Source organism: Virgibacillus sp. (genome assembly GCF_013393565.1).
Taxonomy (GTDB): domain Bacteria; phylum Bacillota; class Bacilli; order Bacillales; family Amphibacillaceae; genus Virgibacillus; species Virgibacillus dokdonensis.
Map to the genome: position 1 here is coordinate 1 of NZ_JABXHF010000068.1, position 21,456 is coordinate 21,456.

Annotated in this window: 18 protein-coding genes; 16 read left to right on the forward strand and 2 right to left on the reverse strand. The window is 36.4% G+C overall.

Annotated features, from left to right (window positions below; translation table 11 throughout):
• Positions 1–652: 652 nt before the first annotated feature.
• The 6 genes from HLX49_RS13610 (at position 653) to spo0A (ending at position 7,052) form a co-directional block, all read left to right on the forward strand.
• A complete protein-coding gene (locus tag HLX49_RS13610) occupies positions 653–1,228 on the forward strand; it encodes a hypothetical protein (RefSeq protein ID WP_101933878.1) in 576 nt (191 codons plus the stop codon).
• Between the two features lie 19 nt (positions 1,229–1,247).
• Positions 1,248–2,084, forward strand: coding sequence for a TlyA family RNA methyltransferase (locus HLX49_RS13615; protein ID WP_101933879.1), 837 nt, complete (start codon positions 1,248–1,250; stop codon positions 2,082–2,084).
• 96 nt (positions 2,085–2,180) lie between these two features.
• Positions 2,181–2,630 (forward strand): transcriptional regulator AhrC/ArgR, encoded by a 450-nt coding sequence (gene ahrC / locus HLX49_RS13620; RefSeq protein WP_073004330.1) that lies wholly within the window; start codon positions 2,181–2,183, stop codon positions 2,628–2,630.
• Between the two features lie 22 nt (positions 2,631–2,652).
• A complete protein-coding gene (gene recN / locus HLX49_RS13625; RefSeq protein ID WP_077703588.1) occupies positions 2,653–4,374 on the forward strand; it encodes a DNA repair protein RecN in 1,722 nt (573 codons plus the stop codon).
• Between the two features lie 311 nt (positions 4,375–4,685).
• On the forward strand, positions 4,686–5,882 hold the full coding sequence (gene spoIVB, locus HLX49_RS13630; RefSeq protein ID WP_296362559.1) for a SpoIVB peptidase: 1,197 nt from the start codon (positions 4,686–4,688) through the stop codon (positions 5,880–5,882).
• Positions 5,883–6,275: 393 nt separating this feature from the next.
• A complete protein-coding gene (gene spo0A / locus HLX49_RS13635) occupies positions 6,276–7,052 on the forward strand; it encodes a sporulation transcription factor Spo0A (protein ID WP_101933881.1) in 777 nt (258 codons plus the stop codon).
• A 71-nt stretch (positions 7,053–7,123) separates the two neighbouring features.
• Here spo0A and HLX49_RS13640 read toward each other — a convergent pair whose 3' ends face one another.
• Positions 7,124–8,473 (reverse strand): aspartate kinase, encoded by a 1,350-nt coding sequence (locus tag HLX49_RS13640; protein WP_077703591.1) that lies wholly within the window; start codon positions 8,471–8,473, stop codon positions 7,124–7,126.
• A 154-nt stretch (positions 8,474–8,627) separates the two neighbouring features.
• Positions 8,628–8,879 carry a DUF2627 domain-containing protein gene (locus tag HLX49_RS13645; protein WP_101933883.1) on the reverse strand — a complete coding sequence of 84 codons (252 nt, stop codon included), beginning with the start codon at positions 8,877–8,879 and terminating at the stop codon, positions 8,628–8,630.
• Between the two features lie 174 nt (positions 8,880–9,053).
• Between HLX49_RS13645 and HLX49_RS13650 the strand changes: the two genes are divergently transcribed.
• From HLX49_RS13650 to HLX49_RS13695, 10 genes are all read left to right on the forward strand, one after another.
• Entirely contained in the window at positions 9,054–11,120 is a 2,067-nt protein-coding gene (locus HLX49_RS13650) for a sigma 54-interacting transcriptional regulator (RefSeq protein ID WP_077703593.1), read from the forward strand.
• 118 nt (positions 11,121–11,238) lie between these two features.
• Positions 11,239–12,165, forward strand: coding sequence for a phosphate butyryltransferase (yqiS, locus tag HLX49_RS13655; RefSeq protein ID WP_296362566.1), 927 nt, complete (start codon positions 11,239–11,241; stop codon positions 12,163–12,165).
• Positions 12,165–13,259, forward strand: a complete 1,095-nt coding sequence (locus HLX49_RS13660) for a Leu/Phe/Val dehydrogenase (RefSeq protein ID WP_077703595.1) — start codon at positions 12,165–12,167, stop codon at positions 13,257–13,259. The genes yqiS and HLX49_RS13660 overlap by 1 nt, the downstream gene beginning before the upstream one ends.
• 87 nt (positions 13,260–13,346) lie before the next feature.
• Entirely contained in the window at positions 13,347–14,435 is a 1,089-nt protein-coding gene (buk, locus tag HLX49_RS13665) for a butyrate kinase (RefSeq protein WP_296362570.1), read from the forward strand.
• 14 nt (positions 14,436–14,449) lie between these two features.
• The gene (gene lpdA / locus HLX49_RS13670) at positions 14,450–15,871 is read left to right on the forward strand and encodes a dihydrolipoyl dehydrogenase (protein ID WP_077703597.1); all 1,422 of its coding nucleotides are present in this window, start codon (positions 14,450–14,452) and stop codon (positions 15,869–15,871) included.
• 24 nt (positions 15,872–15,895) lie between these two features.
• Positions 15,896–16,888: a thiamine pyrophosphate-dependent dehydrogenase E1 component subunit alpha gene (locus HLX49_RS13675; protein ID WP_077703598.1), complete on the forward strand. Its 993-nt coding sequence runs from the start codon at positions 15,896–15,898 to the stop codon at positions 16,886–16,888.
• A gap of 15 nt (positions 16,889–16,903) precedes the next feature.
• Positions 16,904–17,887, forward strand: coding sequence for an alpha-ketoacid dehydrogenase subunit beta (locus tag HLX49_RS13680; RefSeq protein ID WP_101933888.1), 984 nt, complete (start codon positions 16,904–16,906; stop codon positions 17,885–17,887).
• Between the two features lie 22 nt (positions 17,888–17,909).
• Positions 17,910–19,169, forward strand: coding sequence for a dihydrolipoamide acetyltransferase family protein (locus HLX49_RS13685; RefSeq protein WP_077703600.1), 1,260 nt, complete (start codon positions 17,910–17,912; stop codon positions 19,167–19,169).
• A 347-nt stretch (positions 19,170–19,516) separates the two neighbouring features.
• Positions 19,517–19,948 (forward strand): BrxA/BrxB family bacilliredoxin, encoded by a 432-nt coding sequence (locus HLX49_RS13690; protein WP_073004306.1) that lies wholly within the window; start codon positions 19,517–19,519, stop codon positions 19,946–19,948.
• 145 nt (positions 19,949–20,093) lie between these two features.
• Positions 20,094–21,071 (forward strand): aromatic acid exporter family protein, encoded by a 978-nt coding sequence (locus HLX49_RS13695; protein WP_101933889.1) that lies wholly within the window; start codon positions 20,094–20,096, stop codon positions 21,069–21,071.
• The last annotated feature ends 385 nt before the right edge of the window (positions 21,072–21,456 follow it).

Consider the following 21,456-nt stretch of genomic DNA (forward strand, 5'->3'; position numbering starts at 1 on the left):
AGGAATGGTGCAGTATTCTAGTCAGTTCTCCGCACCTGAAGGCGAGCCTAAAAATTCGCCAAAGGGCACATCGATGAAGTTCCTTGTGCAGGCTTGAGGCGCCCAGCTTTGGGTCTGTGCTGGGAGTTAAGGTTATCGGGCGATCCACAAAGGCATGTGGGCGTTGACCCGATTTCCGCGGAGGCCCATCTCTGTAGTAACAGCTAAGCCTAGTTGTCATTATGGAATGGGGTATGAACCTGCAGTAGACGGTAAGGGACACCTGATATGCAGCGTAGCCTGCCTTGAGTGGTGACTGAGGGGATTAGGGCAATAAAACATGAAATTAGGTGGCCACTAATTTTATGTTGTAATCTCTATGAAATCAGCACTGCAAAAGAGGCTAGGGGACGGTTAAGAACTGCTGAGGAAATCTCCTAGACTGTTCATTCGACATTTAAAAGGGATTATAGTGTGGACTAAGTGGTAATCCAGTCTAGCTCTTGGTGACAAAGCTAAGATGGTTTTAAAGGGGAACCGCCTTTGTGGCAACACGGGGTAACCATTTGGGAAAACCTACTGGACCTAAGCCGCAGTTTTTACCTTTTAAATGACCATTCCTGTTATACATAGTATAAAATAATGTACAAGTATTAAAATAATGAGGTATGAAATGAAATCACATGTAAAACGATCGATTAAATTTAGTTTAACTATTGCCGTTATCACTTTTGTGTTAGCGGCTATTTTTTCAGTTATATCTTCTTCAATATTAAGTGGTGTTGCCTGGTTTATCGGACTTTTTATTGTATTTGTTATCGTTTTCGTTGGTGTTGTTTTTGATATGTTAGGTATAGCATCGACAGCAGCTAATGAGGCTCCATTCCATGCAATGGCTTCAGAAAAAGTAACTGGGGCAAAAGAAGCAGTGATTATTATTAGAAATGCCGATCGATTCGCCAGTTTTTGTAATGATGTTATTGGTGATATTTCTGGAATTGTAAGTGGAACTGCTTCAGCAATTGTAGTACTGCAAATGGCTAATCTTTTAGGTCATGGCGAGGGTTCTTCCGTTCAAATTATCATTTCTGTAGTGCTAACAAGTGTTGTCGCAGCCCTTACAGTTGGTGGAAAAGCAATGGGCAAATTTTTTGCCATTAATGCTTCAACAAAAATCATTTTTTTTGCAGGAAAAGTCATTTCCATTATGGAAAATAAACTTAAAATAAGTGTACTACCTAAAAATTAATAAAAGGGAATTTGCCTGTATGAGTAAAAAAAGACTTGATGTGTTATTAGTAGAAAAATCACTTGCCGCTACAAGGGAAAAAGCAAAGCGTTTAATTATGGCTGGTCTCGTGTTTGCTGATCAACAAAGATTAGACAAGCCAGGAATGCAAGTAGATGAATCAATAAATTTGACGGTAAAAGGAAAATTATTACCTTATGTTGGACGTGGAGGTTTAAAGCTCGAAAAAGCGCTAAAGACTTTTTCACTTACAGTAACGGATAAAATTGTAATGGACATAGGTTCATCTACTGGTGGCTTTACAGATTGTGCATTGCAGAATGGTGCATCCTTATGTTATGCCATTGATGTTGGTTATAATCAGCTTGATTGGAAACTTAGAAATGATGACCGAGTTATTGTAATGGAACGAACGAATTTTCGTTATGTTACGGTGGGCATGCTGGAAAACGGTAAACCAAATTTTGCTTCTATTGATGTTTCGTTTATTTCACTACGCTTACTTTTGCCAGTCTTAAAGCATTTATTGGAAAATAACAGTGATGTTGTAGCACTAGTTAAACCACAATTTGAAGCAGGAAAAGAACAAGTAGGCAAAAAAGGAGTTGTTCGAGACAGCCGTGTGCACCAAGCTGTTTTGAGACAGATTATTGACTTTGCAGCGCAAGAAAAATTTCAGATATTAGATTTAACTTTTTCTCCTATAACTGGAGGAGATGGAAATATTGAGTTTTTGTTGCATTTAGGCTGGGAAAAACATAAACCAGCGACTAAAGATTTTTCTGATCACGAAATTGAAAGCTTAGTCTCTGAAGCACATGAAGCATTAGCTCGAAAAAAACAAAACAATAAGTAATCTTAAAAATTTTAGCACAGTGTAAGAGCATGTTTGCTATAATGCTTAAGATTGCATACTTTCTTATCGTGTAAGTTTAAGAAATGGAGGCACCTGATGAGCAAAATACAACGACATATAAAGATAAGGGAATTAATTACGGATAATGAAATTGAAACGCAAGATGAACTTGTAGATCGATTAAAAAACTTAGGCTATAATGTAACACAAGCAACGGTTTCCAGAGATATTAAAGAATTACACTTGGTAAAAGTAGCAACAGCAAATGGAACATATAAATACAGTTTGCCTGCAGACCAACGCTTTAATCCATTAGATAAATTAAAGCGTTTAGTCATGGACGCATTTGTTAAAATTGATTATGCAAGCCATTTTATCGTACTCAAAACACTCCCGGGAAATGCTCACGCTGTTGGTGCTTTAATTGACCAGCTGGATTGGGAAGAAATAATGGGGACTATTTGTGGTGATGATACTTGTTTAATTATATGCAGAACAGAGGCAGACGCTTTAACGATAAAAGAACGTTTTATCGAGATGTTGTAATACGAAAGTGGGGAATTATGTCGTGCTTACGGAATTGTCCATTCAGGATTTTGCGATAATCAACAAGCTTTCCGTTACTTTTAATGAAGGATTAACCGTTTTAACAGGTGAAACGGGAGCTGGTAAATCAATTATTATTGATGCGGTTCAATTGCTCGCTGGAGGTAGAGGTTCTGTTGAATTTGTCCGTCATGGTGCTAAAAAGGCAGATATTGAAGGTTTATTTATTATTGATCATGATTCACATCCTGTGTATACCATTTGCGAGCAGTATGGCATTGAAAGTGAAGACCAGCAACTTGTACTTAGACGTACCATAACAGCAAATGGGAAAAGTATTTGTCGTGTTAATAGCAAATTAGTAACTTTAGCTGTCCTACGCGAATTTGGAAGGACATTAATTGATATTCATAGTCAGCACGAAACACAGTCCCTTATGAATCCTGAGCATCATTTAGATTTGTTGGATTTATACCAGCCTGAATTAATTAATAAGGCGAAAAAAGAATACTTGAAATTATATGACCAATTATCTAAATTAAAAAATCGTTATCGTAAATTGAGTGAAAATGAACAAGAAACAGCTCAACGATTAGATTTGTTGCAATTCCAGTTGCGGGAATTAGAAGAAGCCCAATTACAACCTAATGAAGACAAGCAATTGGAAGAAGAAAGGAATACTTTAGCTAATTTTGAGCGTATTTATTCATCCTTACAACTTGCTTACAATTCTCTTTATGGCGAACAGAAAGGGCTTGATTGGGTCAATCAGGCGCAAATAGCGTTGCAAGATAATAGTAACTATGACGCTTCCCTAGCACAAAAAGCAGAAGATATTGCAAATTATTACTATGGGTTAGAAGAATTGACCTATGACTTAGGAAATCAAATTGAAACGTTGCAATTTGACCCAGAACGCCTAAATGAAATTGAAGCTCGTTTAAACGAAATTAATCGGTTAAAAAGAAAATATGGTCCTACTGTTTCGGATATGTTAACTTATATGGCAAAGATAGAAGAAGAAGTAGAAGAAATAAGCAATAAAGATTCTCATATATCCAAACTCGAACAACAAATAAAAGAAAAAGCCAAGGATGCTTTTTTGGAAGCTCAAGAATTGCGTGATATCCGAATAAAAGCTGCAGAGGCTTTGACAAAGGAAATTCATGAAGAATTAAAAGACCTTTACTTAGGAAAGACGGAATTTAAGGTCGATTTTGCTAAGAATATCGAACCACAAAAAGAACTAGATAAGCATTTGCATAAAAATGGAATGGATGATGTGACATTTTTGATCTCCACAAATCCAGGTGAACCTCCTAAACCCTTAAATAAAGTAGCTTCTGGAGGAGAGCTATCTAGGATTATGTTAAGTCTGAAGAAAATATTTGCAAGACATCAAGGTGTTACAAGTGTCATTTTTGATGAAGTAGATACTGGAGTAAGTGGTAGAGTGGCGCAAGCGATTGCTGAAAAGATATATCACATCTCACAGAAGTCACAAGTTTTATGCATTACACATCTTCCGCAAGTGGCGGCTATGGCTGATACACATAAATTAATTGAAAAAGAAGTAATGAATCAACGGACATCTACAACTGTCCATGAATTAAGCCAAAAATTGCAAATCAATGAACTTGCTCGAATGATTACAGGAACAAAGCTTACAGATACAGCGGTGGATCATGCTAGAGAAATGTTAGAAATGGCGATCCAATTTAAAGGAAAAGAGCATAATTTATAGTAAAAAGCCAGAAAATAAACTATCTGGCTTTTTCTTTTGTCAAAAATGACTTTGTAGTATAAGTAAAACGGTTGGCTTTTAAGAATAAATTCGCCAAATTAGGTTGTATCGTTTAGTTGAGAAGTTAATATCAATGTGAAAAAGATGAAAAATTAGTTTTGTTTTCTCAAAAACAATATACATAACAAATAAAAAAGCTGTAGGTAATGTTAGGCAAGCTTGCTTATCTTTCACCAGTTTAAATCATCGACAAAAAGCTTAAATTAAAGGTACAGATAAAAGGTGGTTTGGGTATGAAAAGAGGAGAGTGAATGAATTTGCGAACAAAGCACAACAAAATATTACGTTTCGGTATATGCTTTATGACAATGCTTGCCTTACTTGCGCTTCCTGTTATTACAAGCCTATTTAAAGCGGAAAGTCGAATTACACAAGCAGCTACTACAGCAACTAGCATGAGTCCAGAAGATACTTCTACACTTCATCAATTTACTGGATTACCTATTCAACAAACAAAAGCACAATCAAAGGAAGAAATAAAAATTATACCCGGTGGACAATCCATTGGGGTTCAGTTACAAACCAAGGGTGTACTCGTTGTTGGTCATCATTTAGTAAAGGGAAAAACGGGCAGAGTTTCACCTGGGGAAAAAGCAGATATTCAAGTCGGCGATGTTATTTTAGAAATTGATGGAAAAGAAGTTAAAAAGATGAAAGATGTAAAACCGTTTGTAAAACAAGCCGGACAATCAAAAAATGTGTTGGATATAAAATTAAAGCGAGGAAAGAAAACAATTTCTACCGAATTAGAGCCAGCTTTGGATGAAAAAGAAAATAATTATCAAATCGGATTATATATAAGAGACTCTGCTGCAGGAATAGGCACGATGACCTTTTATGATCCAAATTCCAAGAAATATGGAGCTTTAGGTCACGTCATTTCCGACATGGATACCCAAAAGCCTATAGAAATTAATAATGGCTCTATCGTACGATCTTCTGTGACCTCCATTGAAAAAGGAAATAATGGTATACCAGGAGAAAAACAAGCAACTTTTTCAGCAGCTGAAGATAAAATTGGATCTATTACAAAAAATACCGCATTTGGTATTTTTGGAAAGTTAAATCAAAATTTAGAGGAAATAAAAAAACCATTACCTGTAGCTCTACCTAACGAGGTGAAAGAAGGACCTGCAAAAATTTTGACAGTACTTGCCGGTGAGGAGATAAAAGAATACGATGTCGAAGTTGTTAGCAGTGTACCTCAGAAAAATGCAGCAACAAAAGGAATGGTTATTCAAATAAAAGATAAGGAATTGCTCAATAAAACAGGAGGAATTGTACAAGGGATGAGTGGAAGTCCTATTATACAAAATGGAAAAATTATTGGGGCGGTCACTCACGTATTTGTAAATGATCCTACATCAGGGTATGGCGTCCACATTAAGTTTATGCTAGAGGAAGCTGGTATTAATACAGCTACTTCATCACCAAAAAAAGTAAGTTAAATGAAAGGCTTGGTTGGATTTTTTCCAATTCAAGTCTTTTTTACGATGTGAGAAAAGTTAAATTGGACAAAGCTAAGAATTTGAAGTAATTGTGGTATACTTATTTAAAGTAAAAAAAGTTTTCTCTGAGAAACATATGTTGAAAAGCGATTGACGATTTCATGTACTGTTTCTATAGCGCTTTTAACCTTATTTCTGTAAAATCTACAAATATTATTCGACAAATATCTATCTTTATTTATCGAATGTAGTCGTTTATTTTAGAAATATTGAGTAAAATAAAGCAAATCTCAAAAAAACCAATGTTTTTTAAATAAAAAAAGGATAATTTACATTTATGTAGAATATGTAGAATAAAGAGAAGTAATGTACTACATAAAAGGAGGAGCTTTTGTGGAAAAGATTGAAATTTGTTTAGTAGATGATAATCGGGAATTGATTAAGCTTATGGAAGATTATTTTGAAGAACAATCGGATATTGAAGTTATTGGTACGGCGTTTAATGGAAGAGATTGCTTGACCATGCTGGATGATTTAGAACCAGATGTCTTAATTCTAGATATCATTATGCCACATGTGGATGGGCTTGCTGTTCTAAATACACTACGTTCTTCGAAAGAGGATCCTCCACACGTCATTATGCTTACAGCTTTTGGGCAAGAAGAAGTGATGAAAAAAGCAGTAGATCTAGGTGCCGCTTATTTTATTTTGAAGCCTTTTGATTTAGATAACTTAGCTGAGCAAATAAGGCAAGTACAGGGCAGCTCCTCTTACTCTGTTGGTGTTTCAAAAGTTCAGCGAAAAGAAAGGAAAAAACAAGATTTAGAAGCAAGTATCACCAACATTATTCATGAAATAGGAGTTCCTGCGCATATTAAAGGTTATATGTATTTACGAGAAGCCATTACGATGGTATTTAATGATATTGAGCTGCTTGGTTCTATCACAAAGGTTTTATATCCAGATATAGCTAAGAAATACAATACTACTGCTTCACGTGTTGAACGTGCCATTCGTCATGCTATTGAAGTAGCGTGGAGTAGAGGGAATATTGATTCTATTTCTGCTTTATTTGGATATACAATCAGCATTTCAAAAGCAAAACCAACAAATTCAGAATTCATTGCGATGGTGGCTGACCATTTACGGTTAGAGCATAAAGCGAGTTGAAAAGTTTTCAAATAAAAAACATATCCCTCCAAAATATAAGGGATATGTTTTTTATTTGAATGAAAAAGATTTTAATTGACAAAAAAAGCATTGTATAATGATTGAACAGCTTTTTCTAGATCGTCAGCTATAATGCCAAACATCATAGAAACTTCTGATGACCCCTGATTAATCATTTCAATATTTACATTCGCACTAGAAATGGCGGACGTTGCTTTTTGAGCGACGCCAATTGTACGCACAAGTCCTTCTCCCACAATCATAATCATAGCGAGATTACGATGAATAGAGATTAAATCAGGGCATAACACCTTTTGAATACGTTTTAAAACTTGCTTTTCTTTTTCTAGGGGTAAATGTTTTTCCCGAATAATAATTGATAAATCATCAATACCTGAAGGAGCATGTTCAAAGGAAATACCTTCCTCTTCTAAAATAGAGAGCACTTTACGTCCAAAACCAATTTCTCTGTTCATCAAGTATTTACTAATATAGATACTACAAAAACCAGTGTCACTGGCAATGCCAACAACACATTTTTCGCTTGGTTTTTTCTCAGAAACAATGAATGTGCCAGTTGCTTGCGGATTATTTGTATTTTTAATGCATACTGGTATTTTTTCACGATATGCAGGAATTAATGCTTCATCATGAAACACGGAAAATCCTGCATAAGACAATTCACGCATCTCTTTATACGTAAGTGTTGTTATTTTTTTAGGGTTGTCTACGATGGAAGGATTAACTGCGTAAACAGAGTCAACGTCTGTATAATTTTCATATAGATCCGCTTTAACTCCAGCGGCTATAATGGATCCGGTAATATCAGAACCACCACGTGAAAATGTAATTAATTTTCCAGCATTTGTATATCCAAAAAAACCAGGAATAACTGAAATACCTTTTGTAGAGCGTAAATTATATATCATCTCAAAACTTTCTGGCAATATTTTTCCATTACCTGGTTCATCACTGACCATTATACCAGCTTCGCGAGGGTTTACGTAACGTGCTTCTAAACCAATTGAAGTAAGATAAGCGCTAAGAATTTTAGCTGAACTATCCTCACCAATTGCTTTTAAAGCATCTAATTTGCTAATGGGTGCTTCCTCCATATGTAATAGCTTATTAATGGACTCTTTAATTTCCCCCACAATAATGAAAGACAAGCCTAACTGTTCTACAATTTCAGTAAATCTTTTAATGATTGGATCAATATATGGCTCTAAAGAAGTTTCCTGTTGGCTTGCTTTCCATAATTGAATGAACATGTCCGTCATTTTTTGGTCTGATTTATGTTGTTTACCTGGAGCAGAAACGACAATAAATTTTTTTTGGAGGTCCTTCTTTATAATGTTGGCAACTTTCTTTATTTGTTCGGCACTAGCTACAGAGCTCCCTCCAAATTTTGCAACTTTCACGTGTGAATTCCTCCCGCTGATTTTTTATTTTTCATCATATCATAAATTCTGTTTATTTTCACATTATAAAGAATAAAAATGAATGTACTTACTTTAAGTGAAGGGAAGCATATAGAAGGTAATGTTGAATGTCTACAATTAAAAAAATGGAGACTTAGTCCCCATTTGTATAACAATTCCTTTTTTGTTGCTGATTTTTTTGTCGTTTTCGATCACGGTGTATAATGAAACCACCTATGAAAGCAAGTCCAGCCAAGAATAGTATAAGCCCAATAATGAACTGAATACTACTATGTAAAAATATTGGATAGAAAGTAGCAAATAATGTGTCTCTCATTAACTTAATGCCAATAGCAGCTATTAAACCCGGGATAAACAAAATAAGTATGGCTATGATTCGGATCATTGAAAATTCTCCTTCATTATTGTCAAGTATAGTATAGCAAAAAAGGATAGAAAAAGGAATAAAGGAAAACACCACTTCAAGATTGACTATAGAAATAAATGAAATACACATATTGCATTACTTTGCAGACTAACGTAAGATAAAAGTATGCAAAAAAATGCAAGGTGGGATGGAATGAAACGCGTTCTTATTGTTGGTGCTGGTAAAGGTGGGAGTGCAATATTAAAAATTCTCCATGCTACTCAAACTATGAAAGTCGTAGCTATCGTGGACACGAATACGTCTGCTCCCGGTCTAGTAGCGGCAGAAAAATGGGACATTCCTATAGGGCGTTCGTGGAAAAAATGGATTGATGAAAATATTGATATTATCATTGAAGCAACTGGTAATGAATTTGTATTAGAAGCACTATTACAGCGACGTAATCGAAGGACAGTAATTATTCCAGGGACAGTTGCTTATATCATTTCTGAGCTATTTGATGAAAAACAAGAGCTGTTAGAAGAAATAGAACTACAAATGCTAAATCAAGAGTTGATATTAAACAATATACGTGATGGCATGATTGTCGTCGATACTAATGGGTTTATCACTTTTGTTAATAAAAGTGCAGAAAAGATTATTAATACCTCAAAGCACAGACTACTTGAAGGAGAACATATAGAAAAAGTCATTTATCGTACACGTCTTACTGAAGTGTTAAAAAACCGTAGAAAGGAAATTAATCAAAAATTAACTTTAGAAAACGGGAAACAGATTATTGCAACAAGGATTCCAATTATACGGTCAGACAATAGTCTACTAGGTGCGTTTGCTGTTTTTAAAGATATTACGGAAGTCGTACATTTAGCAGAAGAAAACACAGACTTAAAAGAGATTAAAACGATGCTAGAAGCAATTATTCATTCTTCTGATGAAGCAATCAGTGTTGTAGACGAACAAGGTCTTGGGTTAATGATAAATCCTGCCTATACTAAAATCACTGGATTAGCTGCCTCTGATGTAATTGGCAAACCAGCAACTACGGATATTTCTGAGGGAGAGAGTGTACATATGAGGGTCTTACAAACGAGAAGACCCATAAGAGGAGTATTAATGAAAGTTGGCCCAAATAAGAAAGAAGTATATGTCAACGTTGCTCCTGTAATTGTAGATGGTAAATTAAAAGGCAGTGTCGGTGTACTTCACGACATTTCCGAAGTGCAGTCATTAACCAATGAACTAAAGCGTGCAAGACAGATTATACGTAATTTGGAAGCAAAGTATACATTTAAGGATATTATTGGTACTTCTCCAGAAATGAAAATTGCTTTAGAGCAAGCGAAAGTAGGCGCGAGGACACCTGCTACTGTTTTGCTTCGAGGCGCATCTGGTACTGGAAAAGAATTATTTGCTCACGCCATTCATAATGAAAGTGACCGTAAACACTATAAATTTATACGGGTTAATTGCGCAGCTATTGCTGAAACGATATTAGAAAGTGAGTTGTTTGGCTATGAAGAAGGAGCTTTTTCTGGTGCTAAAAGAGGTGGAAAAAAAGGTTTCTTTGAAGAAGCAAATAACGGGAGTATATTTTTAGATGAGATTGGTGAATTGTCTTTACACATGCAAGCAAAATTATTACGAGTGTTACAAGAAAATGAAATTGTACGTGTTGGAGGAACGACGCCAATTACGATTGATGTGCGTGTGATTGCAGCAACCAATGTAAATCTCGAAAAAGCAATTATGGCAAAAACATTTCGTGAAGACCTATATTATCGATTGAACCGTTTACCTATATTTATTCCATCTTTAAAGGAGAGACTTTCTGACCTTCCATTACTTACGAAGCATATCATTACAAAAATTAATCAAGATTACGGAAGAGACGTGCAAAAAATTTCTGAGGATGCTATAACTCATTTAAATTATTATCATTGGCCAGGAAACATTCGTGAACTAGAAAATGTGATAGGAAGGGCTATGATTTATATGGGGATACAAGAAAAAACAATACAACAATCCCATCTGCCTCATTTAGGAAATCAGGAATGGAAGTCAAGTTTTTCACCAGCACTTCAAACAAGCTCTCCATCTTTACCACAGGCAATGGAAGAATATGAAAGAAATTATATTACTCAAGTATATGAGCAAAATGACTATAATAAAACAAAAACGGCCAAGTCGTTGCAAATTTCAATTCGAAACCTTTACTATAAAATGGAAAAACATCAAATTGCAAAGCCTGACCTGCAATAGATTGCAGGTGTGCGCAACAAATTGCAGGTGAGTAGTATTTAAGTGAAGCGCTTACAACGATTATTCTTTTGGCATAGTATTTGCAGAATAACTATGGCAGAGAAGATAGGAGGGAAATATGGGCAGTTTAGACCAATTAAAAATCGCAGCTAAAAAGAAAGAAGGAAATATTGTTTCCATTGCAAATGCTGAAGATGAAGGTATATTACAAGTTGTAAAAATAGCTCTTGAAGAAAATCTTTGCCAATTTTTACTTGTTGGAGATGAAGAGAAAATCAAGGAAAAAGCAAAACGAATAGGGCTACATTTATCCAATTATAAAGAAAAAGTCTCTATTCAACATGCAGCCGATTTAATTGCGATTGCACATTTAAGCGTTAAAGCAGTAAGCCGAAAGCAAGCGGATATATTAATGAAAGGAAACATCTCAACAAAAGATGTTTTGCAAGCAGTTCTTGATAAAGAGTATGGATTGCGAACTGGAAAAATTTTATCACACACTGCAGTCTTTGAAGTTCCAAGTCAAGAAAAACTTGTGATATTAACAGATGCAGCAATGAATATTGCTCCAGATATGCAACAAAAAGTGACTATTATTGAAAATGCAGTACAAGTTGCACAAAGTATTGGGATAGAGGTACCAAAAGTAGCTGCTCTAGCGCCGGTAGAGAAAGTGAATCTTAGCATGCAGTCTACGATGGATGCTGCTATACTCACGCAAATGCAACGAAGAGGGCAAATAAAAAACTGTTTTATTGATGGACCTTTAGCATTTGATAATGCTGTTTCAGAGCGAGCAGCAGCTCAAAAAGGTATTTCATCAGAAGTTGCAGGAAATGCAGATATTCTTCTCGCCCCCTCCATTGAAGTGGGCAATGCTTTATATAAATCATTTATTTATTATGCACAAGCAAAAGTAGCTGCCCTTATTTGCGGAGCTAAAGCACCGATTATTTTAACGTCACGAGCAGATACTGTTGAAAGCAAATTATATTCGCTATCACTAGCGATTATGACAACTAATCCAAATAGGAGGAGATCTTAATGGAACTATTTCGCTACATGGAACAAGATGATTATGAACAAGTCGTTTTTTGTCAAGATAAGAATTCTGGGTTGAAAGCAATTATTGTCATCCACGATACAACTTTAGGCCCTGCTTTAGGTGGAACAAGAATGTGGACCTATGAAACAGAAGCGGATGCTCTTGAAGATGCGCTTCGTTTAGCTAAAGGAATGACTTATAAGAATGCTGCAGCCGGACTAAACTTAGGTGGCGGGAAAACGGTTATCATTGGTGATCCGAAACAAGATAAAAACCCTGAAATGTTTCGTGCTTTTGGTCGTTATATCCAAGGTTTGAATGGAAGGTATATTACAGCAGAGGATGTAGGTACAACCGTGCAAGATATGGATACCATCCATATGGAAACCGATTTTGTGACGGGCATCTCACCTGAATCAGGGTCTTCCGGAAACCCTTCTCCAGTAACTGGTTATGGTGTATATAAAGGCATGAAAGCTGCTGTTAAAGAAGCATTTGGTGATGATTCTTTAACAGGAAAGACAGTTGCAGTTCAAGGTATAGGTAATGTCGCTTATGCTCTTTGTGAACATCTACATAAAGAAGGAGCTAATTTAGTAGTAACAGATATTAATGAACAAGCTGTGCAAAGAGCAGTAGAAGCTTTCAATGCAAAAGCAGTTAAACCGGATGCAATTTATGATGTGGATTGTGATATTTATGCACCTTGTGCACTTGGAGCCACGATAAATGATGACACTATTCCAAGAATAAAAGCAAAAGTTATTGCTGGATCAGCTAATAATCAATTGAAAGAGTCACGACATGGTGATATGATTCACAAGCAAGGGGTTGTTTATGCACCAGACTATGTCATTAACTCTGGCGGAGTTATTAATGTTGCTGATGAATTACAAGGATATAATTACGATCGGGCTATGAAGAAGGTAGAAACTATATATGACAGCTTGCTAAAAGTATTTGCCATCGCTAGACGAGATAATATACCTACTTACTTAGCTGCAAATCGAATGGCTGAAGAAAGAATTAAATCTGAAAATCGTTCTAGGAGTCAATTTTTGTTAAATGGTCATCATATTTTAAGTAGAAGATAAATAGAAGCCATTCGTGTTTGCTTTTGCACGGATGGCTACAAAGTAAAAAGCTATTTGCAAACCACAAATTGTGGAGGGGGATATGTATTGCAAGAAATCTTTAGAACGCTTGTTATCAATCCAGGTTCTACATCAACGAAGATAGGTGTGTTTGATAATGAGGGATGCGTTTTTGAAACAACTATTCGCCATTCTGTTGATGAATTACAGGGGTTTATATCTATTAGTGAACAAAAATCCTTTCGTAAAAATGTAATATTAGAACAACTTGATTATGAAGGGATTAGTGTTTCTAAATTGGATGCTGTTTGTGCAAGAGGTGGATTAATTCGACCAATTGCAGGCGGAACATATGAAGTAAATGGAGCGATGATTATTGATTTAGAAAGAGGGTATAACGGGCATCATGCCTCCAACTTAGGTGGTATCATCGCAAATGAAATTGCTTCTTCCCTTCATATACCAGCATATATTGTAGATCCCGTCGTAGTAGACGAACTTGCTGAAATAGCCCGTTTTTCTGGTATACCTGAACTTCCTAGAAAAAGTATTTTTCACGCACTTAATCAAAAAGCCGTTGCTAGACGAGTAGCTAAACAACTTGGTGGCGTATACGAGAAAATGAATTTTATTGTGACACATATGGGTGGCGGTATTACGGTAGGTGCCCATCATCATGGTAGAGTAATTGATGTTAACAATGGTTTACATGGAGAAGGTCCTTTTTCTCCAGAGAGAGCAGGTACTGTTCCTGTTGGTGACTTAGTATCGATGTGCTTTTCAGGCCAATATTACTTAGAAGAAATCATGCGTAAAATTGTTGGTAACGGCGGGTTAATGGGCTATTTACTAACAAGTGATGCAATGGAAGTTGAACGACGAATTTCTCAGGGAGATTCGTATGCTAAAAAAGTATATGAAGCAATGGCTTATCAAGTCGCTAAAGAAATTGCTGCTTTAAGTGCTGTATTAAAAGGGAATGTAGATGCCATTGTATTAACAGGTGGCCTTGCTCATGGTAAGACCTTTACAGATATGATTGTGGAGCGTGTAGACTGGATAGCCGATACAATTGTTTATCCTGGTGAGGATGAATTACAGGCATTAAACGAAGGGGCGTTGCGTGTTTTACGTGGAGAAGAACAAGCAAAGATTTATGATAATAAAACTGGATAAAAGGAGTGAATGGATTGGCAACAGAATATGATTTAGTTGTACTTGGAGGAGGAACTGGCGGTTATGTAGCAGCTATTCGCGCTTCCCAACTTGGAATGAAAGTAGCTGTTGTAGAAAAGCGAGAACTAGGTGGCACTTGTTTACATCGTGGTTGTATTCCTTCAAAATCATTTTTACGAAGTGCTGAAGTATATAGACAAACGAAACAGGCAGCTTTTTATGGAATAGAAACCGAAGCAGCTACATTGAAGTTTCCTTTAGTACAAGAACGAAAACAAAAAATCGTTGACCAGTTGCATCAAGGTGTCAAGGGATTAATGAAGAAAGGGAAAATTGATACGTATTATGGCCATGGTCGTATTTTAGGACCAAGTATTTTTTCACCTATGGCTGGAACGATATCGATTGAACATGGGGACGGGCAAGAAAATACCATGCTAATTCCTAAAAATGTGTTAGTTGCTACAGGTTCGGAACCGAAAACTTTACCGGGGTTAAAAGTAGACCACTCGTTTGTAATGACTTCTGATGAAGCGTTGAATTTAACAGAATTGCCCAATTCGATCCTTATTGTTGGCGGAGGTGTAATTGGTATTGAATGGGCATCGATGTTGGCGGATTTTGATGTAAATGTTACCGTTATTGAATACGCGAAGCAAATATTACCTACAGAAGATGAAGCAGTTGCTAAAGAAGTACAAAAATTATTAAAGAAAAAAGGCGTAACCTTTGTAACAGAAGCAAAAGTATTGGCAGATACCGTTGATAAAGGAGAGCTAGTTCGTTTAGAAGCTGAAATTAATGGGGAAAAGCAGTCATTTCAAGCAGAGAAAATACTTGTCTCTGTTGGACGTAAAGCGAATATAACAAATATTGGTTTAGAAAATACCGATATTGTTGTGGACGAAGATGTTATTCAAACAAATGCATTTTATCAAACGAAAGAATCGCATATATATGCAATTGGTGACGTAATTGGTGGCATGCAATTAGCTCATGTTGCTTCACATGAAGGAATGGTTGCTGTAGAACATATGGCAGACCAATCGCCATTGCCAATTAATTATTTGCAAGTTCCTACTTGTATTTACTCCAATCCTGAAGTAGCTCGTGTTGGCTTAACAGAGCAACAAGCAATAGAAAAAGGGTATGACGTGAAGGTTGGTACGTTTCCTTTTCAGGCAGTTGGTAAAGCGCTCGTTTACGGAGAAACAGATGGATTTGTAAAAATAGTTGCTGATAAACAAAATGATGATTTATTAGGGGTTCATATGGTTGGCCCACATGTGACCGATATGATTTCTGAAGCGGGGTTAGCTAAAGTGCTGGATGCTACTCCTTGGGAAATTGCTCATGCTATTCATCCACACCCTACTTTGTCGGAAGTTATTGGTGAGGCTGCGCTTGCGGTAGATGGAAAACAAATACACGGATAAGGATTTTAAAGGAGGGGACGTTGTATGTCAAAAAAAGACTATAAAGCTTTAGGGCTTACTGAAGAGCAAGTTTTAGATATTTATCGCACCATGTTGCTTGCTCGAAAAATAGATGAAAGAATGTGGTTACTTAATCGCGCTGGGAAAATTCCTTTTGTTATTTCTTGTCAAGGACAGGAGGCAGCCCAAGTTGGAGCCGCTTTTGCCTTAAACCGGGAAAAAGATTATGTGGCTCCATATTATCGAGACATGGGAGTGGTGTTGGCGTTTGGTATGACAACAACGGATTTAATGCTATCTGGTTTTGCTAAAGCGGAAGATCCAAATTCTGGTGGAAGACAAATGCCTGGGCATTTTGGTCAAAAGAAAAATCGTATACTAACGGGTTCTTCACCTGTAACGACACAACTTCCACATGCAGTTGGCGTTGCACTTGCTGCAAAAATGAAGCATGACCCCGTTGTTTCGTTTGTAACATTAGGAGAAGGTTCATCCAACCAAGGTGACTTCCATGAAGGGTTGAATTTTGCAGGTGTACATAAGCTTCCTGTTATTACAATGGTAGAAAATAATAAATATGCCATCTCCGTCCCACTGGAAAAGCAAATTGCGAGTAAGACCGTAGCTGAACGAGCACAATCATACGGAATGCCGGGAATTACTGTGGATGGGAATGATCCTTTAGCAGTTTATGATGCTGTCAAACAAGCGCATGAACGAGCGTTGCAGGGAGAAGGACCAACATTAATAGAAGCTGTTTCTTATCGGTTAACTGCTCACTCTAGTGATGATGATGATCGACTATATCGAGAAAGTGATGAAGTAGAGGAAGCAAAGAAAAAAGATGCGATTATTACATTTGCGAAGTATTTAAAGGATGTTGGCGTATTAACAGATGAAATTGAGAAAGAAATGAATGAAGTCATTCAACAAGAAGTAAATGATGCTACAGATTACGCAGAAAATGCTGCTTACGCAAAACCAGAAGAAACATTAAAATTTGTATATGAAGAGTAAGGAGGGGGAAATACAATGCCAGTAATGTCCTATATTCAAGCAATAACCACTGCTTTACGAGAAGAAATGCAACGAGATGAAAACGTGTTTGTCTTAGGAGAAGATGTTGGAAAAAAAGGCGGAGTTTTTCGTGCCACGGATGGACTGTATGAAACATTTGGAGAAGCTCGAGTTTTGGATACGCCACTTGCAGAATCAGCTATTGCCGGAGTTGGCATAGGAGCAGCGATGTATGGCATGCGCCCTGTAGCAGAAATGCAGTTTGCAGACTTCATTATGCCAGCAGTAAATCAAATTATTTCTGAAGCAGCTAAAATACGCTATCGCTCTAATAATGATTGGCATGCGCCAATAACGATTCGCGCTCCGTATGGAGGTGGAGTCCATGGCGCTTTATATCACTCCCAATCCGTAGAGGCTGTATTTGCTAATCAACCAGGCTTGAAAATTGTTATGCCATCCACACCTTATGATGTGAAGGGATTACTTAAGTCAGCAATACGCGATAATGATCCAGTGCTCTTTTTTGAACATAAACGCGCATACCGCTTATTAAAAGAGGAGGTACCAGAAGACGATTATGTACTTCCTATTGGAAAAGCAGATATTAAGAGGGAGGGGTCTGACATTACCGTCATTACATACGGTCTTTGTGTCCATTTTGCTTTACAAGCAGCAGAAAAAATAGCAGAAGATGGAATTAGTGCACATGTGTTAGATTTACGAACCGTATATCCTTTGGATCAAGCGGCTATTATTGAAGCTGCAAAGAAAACTGGTAAAGTGCTATTAATTACAGAAGACAATAAAGAAGGCAGTATTATTGGTGAAGTTGCAGCGATCATTGCTGAAAATTGTTTATTTGATTTAGATGCTCCTGTACAACGGCTAGCAGGTCCTGACGTTCCATCCATGCCATATGCACCGACGATGGAAAAGTTCTTTATGATAAATCCTGATAAAGTAGAAAAATCCATGCGTGAATTAGCGGAATTTTAAATAGCTGATAGGAGGATAAATAATGGCAATAGAAAAAATTAATATGCCCCAGTTAGGTGAGAGTGTAACGGAAGGCACCATCAGTTCTTGGCTCGTACAGGCTGGGGATGAAGTAAACAAATATGATCCGATTGCTGAGGTTCTAACAGATAAAGTAAATGCTGAAGTCCCATCTTCTTATAGTGGAAAGATTAAAGAAATAGTTGCTCAAGAAGGCGACACAATTGAAGTTGGAGAACTAATGTGTTATATCGACACTGGTGATGAACCAGGATCAAAACAGGAACAGCGTAGTAGTTCACCTACTGAAGCTGTTGAACATAAAGAAACGGAAGCTAGTTCAGATCAATCTATGAAAAAACGCTATTCTCCTGCTGTGCTACGTTTAGCTCAAGAACACGATATTGATTTGGAACAAGTGACAGGTTCAGGGAAAGCAGGAAGAATCACTAGAAAAGATGTAGAGAAGATTATTGCGTCTGGTAAAATTCCTGAACCAAGTAAAGTTGCATTTCAAACGGAAGAACAAGTGTCACCAAAGGAAGTTAAACCATTGAATAAATCGGTATCTGGAACTTATCCTGGCGATGTAGAAATTCCTGTTACTGGAGTACGCAAAGTAATTGCACAAAATATGGTACGTTCTACACAAGAAATACCGCATGCTTGGATGACGGTGGAAGTAGATGTGACGGATTTAGTAACTTACAGAAACAAGGTTAAAGACACGTTTAAAACAAGAGAAGGTTACGGACTAACTTTTTTCGCCTTTTTTGTCAAAGCTGTAGCTCAAGCTTTAAAAGAATTCCCGCAATTAAATAGTACGTGGGCGGAAGATAAGATTATTCAACGTAAGGATGTTAATATTTCGATCGCTGTAGCAAAAGAGCAAGAATTGTTTGTTCCAGTGATCCATCATGCTGATGATAAAAGCATTAAAGGCATTGCAAAACAAATTCACGAATTAGCTGTTAAGGCGCGAACGGGAAAACTAACTGCTGATGATATGAAAGGTGGGACTTTTACTGTTAATAATACGGGGTCATTTGGTTCCATTCATTCTATGGGTGTAATTAACCATCCACAAGCAGCTATTTTACAAGTGGAGTCCATAGTAAAACGTCCAGTCATTGTTAATGATATGTTTGCTGCTAGAAACATGGTGAATTTATCTTTATCTCTGGATCATAGGATATTAGATGGATTGATTTGCGGTCAATTTTTAGCTCGAGTAAAAGCTATATTAGAACAAATGAACGAACATACTATGAATGTCTATTAGCACAAAATTTAAAAATCCTATAGAAGGATTTCGTATAGTTTTCTTCAATCATTGGGGGGCTTTGGTCCCTCAATGAAGGTTAAGTTAATCATCCATAGGTAGGCCTAATACCTCTTACTGAAAAAGGGAATAAGGTGCTGTTTTCTCCCACTTTATTGTTCAGCTTACTGAAGTAGGAATCTCATGATATGCGGGATAAAATAATATCTAACTTATGTAACAGGACAGCAATTATAACTATATCTTGGCATAGCATGCGTTCAAATGTATTTTATTGAAATATTCCTTTAATGCTGTTATTCTAACAACAAGGTTAAGTATCATTATAATAAGGGGTTTGATTGGTAATGGATTTTAATATATTTATGAATGATGTTGTAAATGCTGCAAGAGAAGATATAAGAGAAGCAGGATATGAGGAGCTCACGACACCAGAGGCTGTTGATGAGGCGTTATCTCGAAAAGGCACAACCCTCGTTATGGTTAATTCCGTATGCGGTTGTGCAGGTGGTATTGCTAGACCTGCCGCTGCAAATGCAGTTCATTATGATAAACGACCTGACCATTTAGTAACCGTATTTGCAGGTCAAGATAAAGAAGCTACGGAAAGGGCAAGAACATATTTTGAAGGATATCCACCATCTTCTCCTTCCTTTGCGTTCCTTAAGGATGGGAAAATAGTCACGATGTTGGAGCGTCATGATATTGAAGGTCATAATGCTATTGATGTAATTGGCAACTTGCAACAAATTTTTGAACAACATTGTGAAGAAGTTTAAACGAAACTTATGAGAAAGAGGGCTGTCGCTATATAATAGGTCAGCCCATTTTTTCGTATCCTTCAAAATAGTTTCGTTCTTGTTCTTTCCTCAATGAAGTAAAACTCTTACTTAGATAGGAATTAATTTTAAAGGAGAATGACGTTTGAAGATTGGGTATCGAACAATCAAAACAGCTATCGGAACTCCAATTGCTATATGGGTTGCGCAATTGTTAGGTGTAACAAACTTTGTTTCAGCTGGTATTTTAACCATTTTATGTATTCAGCCATCAAGAAAACAATCCTTCTTAAGTGCATGGAACAGATTCTTGGCTTGTATCATCGCATCTGTTTTTTCCATCATTTTCTTTTATTTTATTGGTTATCACCCATTAGTTCTTGGACTATTGTTATTGGTTTTTATTCCAGTAACTGTAATTTTTAATATTACGCAAGGTATAGCTACCAGCTCCGTTATCATCTTAAATTTATATGGAGCAAATTATTTAGATATAAACTTTCTAGTGGATCAATTTCTATTAATTGTTATAGGAATTGGAACTGGACTCGTAATGAATCTATATATGCCAAGTTTAGACCGGAAATTGAAGGAGAAACAACAAGACTTAGAGGAAAATTTTCAATTTGTTTTATATGAAATTGCTCTCTATGTACGTAATAAAAATATTGATTGGGATGGAAAAGAAATTAAGAGAATCGGAGAAATTTTGGACGAGACAAATGATTTAGTCGAACGGGATAAGGAAAATCATCTATTACGAAGCAAACATATTTATCGGGACTATTTCAAGATGCGCACACGTCAATTTGAATTATTACAAAGGATGCTACCATTAGTTACCAAACTACCAAAAAAGGACACTATTTCAGAAAAGATAGCTGATTTTTTTGAGGATTTGTCAAAGGCTGTTCATCCTGGAAACACAGCAATCATCTATCTAGAACGATTAGAAAATCTACGTAAAGAGTTTGATGAGGAAGAACTTCCTTGTTCCAAAGAGGAATTTGAGACAAAGGCAAACCTCTTCCGCTTGTTGCATGATATTGAAGATTACTTAATTGTGAAGATGAAATATAAAGAAAGTGATGTTGTTAAAAAAAAGAAGCAATTGGAAACTTAAGTTTAATAGCAGCAAGTGTTATAACATCGTTTCAAATTTCTGATTTTAATATCTTACATAAAGCATTAACGAATATTCATACTTTATGTGCAACTCCTTATTAGATTTAGTCTCTATTTTTGGCTAAGCAAGGAAGAAGTATAGTGAAAAATAAAAAAGGAGCTGTCGCAAAATGCATAATATGCATTTGCTGACAGCTCCTTTTTATATATGAGATTGCTCGTTTTAAGATGCATTATTTTATTTATGGTGATAAAGGGAAATTTAATCGGTTTTTGACGCACTTAAATAAGCCTCGCCTTTTTTTATTTTTTTAAGCTGTCTTTAATGGATGATAATAGAGGTTTAGGCGATTAGCTTGGATTTTCGTATGTATTTTATTGAG

Coding starts and splice junctions, on each gene's coding strand:
- HLX49_RS13645 (WP_101933883.1), bottom strand. CDS start 8,879: ATGATCCGAATCATAGCCATACTTATTTTGTTTATCCCGGGTTTAATA.
- HLX49_RS13680 (WP_101933888.1), top strand. CDS start 16,904: ATGCCAGTAATGTCCTATATTCAAGCAATAACCACTGCTTTACGAGAA.
- spoIVB (WP_296362559.1), top strand. CDS start 4,686: ATGAATTTGCGAACAAAGCACAACAAAATATTACGTTTCGGTATATGC.
- HLX49_RS13650 (WP_077703593.1), top strand. CDS start 9,054: ATGAAACGCGTTCTTATTGTTGGTGCTGGTAAAGGTGGGAGTGCAATA.
- ahrC (WP_073004330.1), top strand. CDS start 2,181: ATGAGCAAAATACAACGACATATAAAGATAAGGGAATTAATTACGGAT.
- HLX49_RS13675 (WP_077703598.1), top strand. CDS start 15,896: ATGTCAAAAAAAGACTATAAAGCTTTAGGGCTTACTGAAGAGCAAGTT.
- HLX49_RS13685 (WP_077703600.1), top strand. CDS start 17,910: ATGGCAATAGAAAAAATTAATATGCCCCAGTTAGGTGAGAGTGTAACG.
- HLX49_RS13660 (WP_077703595.1), top strand. CDS start 12,165: ATGGAACTATTTCGCTACATGGAACAAGATGATTATGAACAAGTCGTT.
- HLX49_RS13615 (WP_101933879.1), top strand. CDS start 1,248: ATGAGTAAAAAAAGACTTGATGTGTTATTAGTAGAAAAATCACTTGCC.
- HLX49_RS13610 (WP_101933878.1), top strand. CDS start 653: ATGAAATCACATGTAAAACGATCGATTAAATTTAGTTTAACTATTGCC.
- yqiS (WP_296362566.1), top strand. CDS start 11,239: ATGGGCAGTTTAGACCAATTAAAAATCGCAGCTAAAAAGAAAGAAGGA.
- HLX49_RS13690 (WP_073004306.1), top strand. CDS start 19,517: ATGGATTTTAATATATTTATGAATGATGTTGTAAATGCTGCAAGAGAA.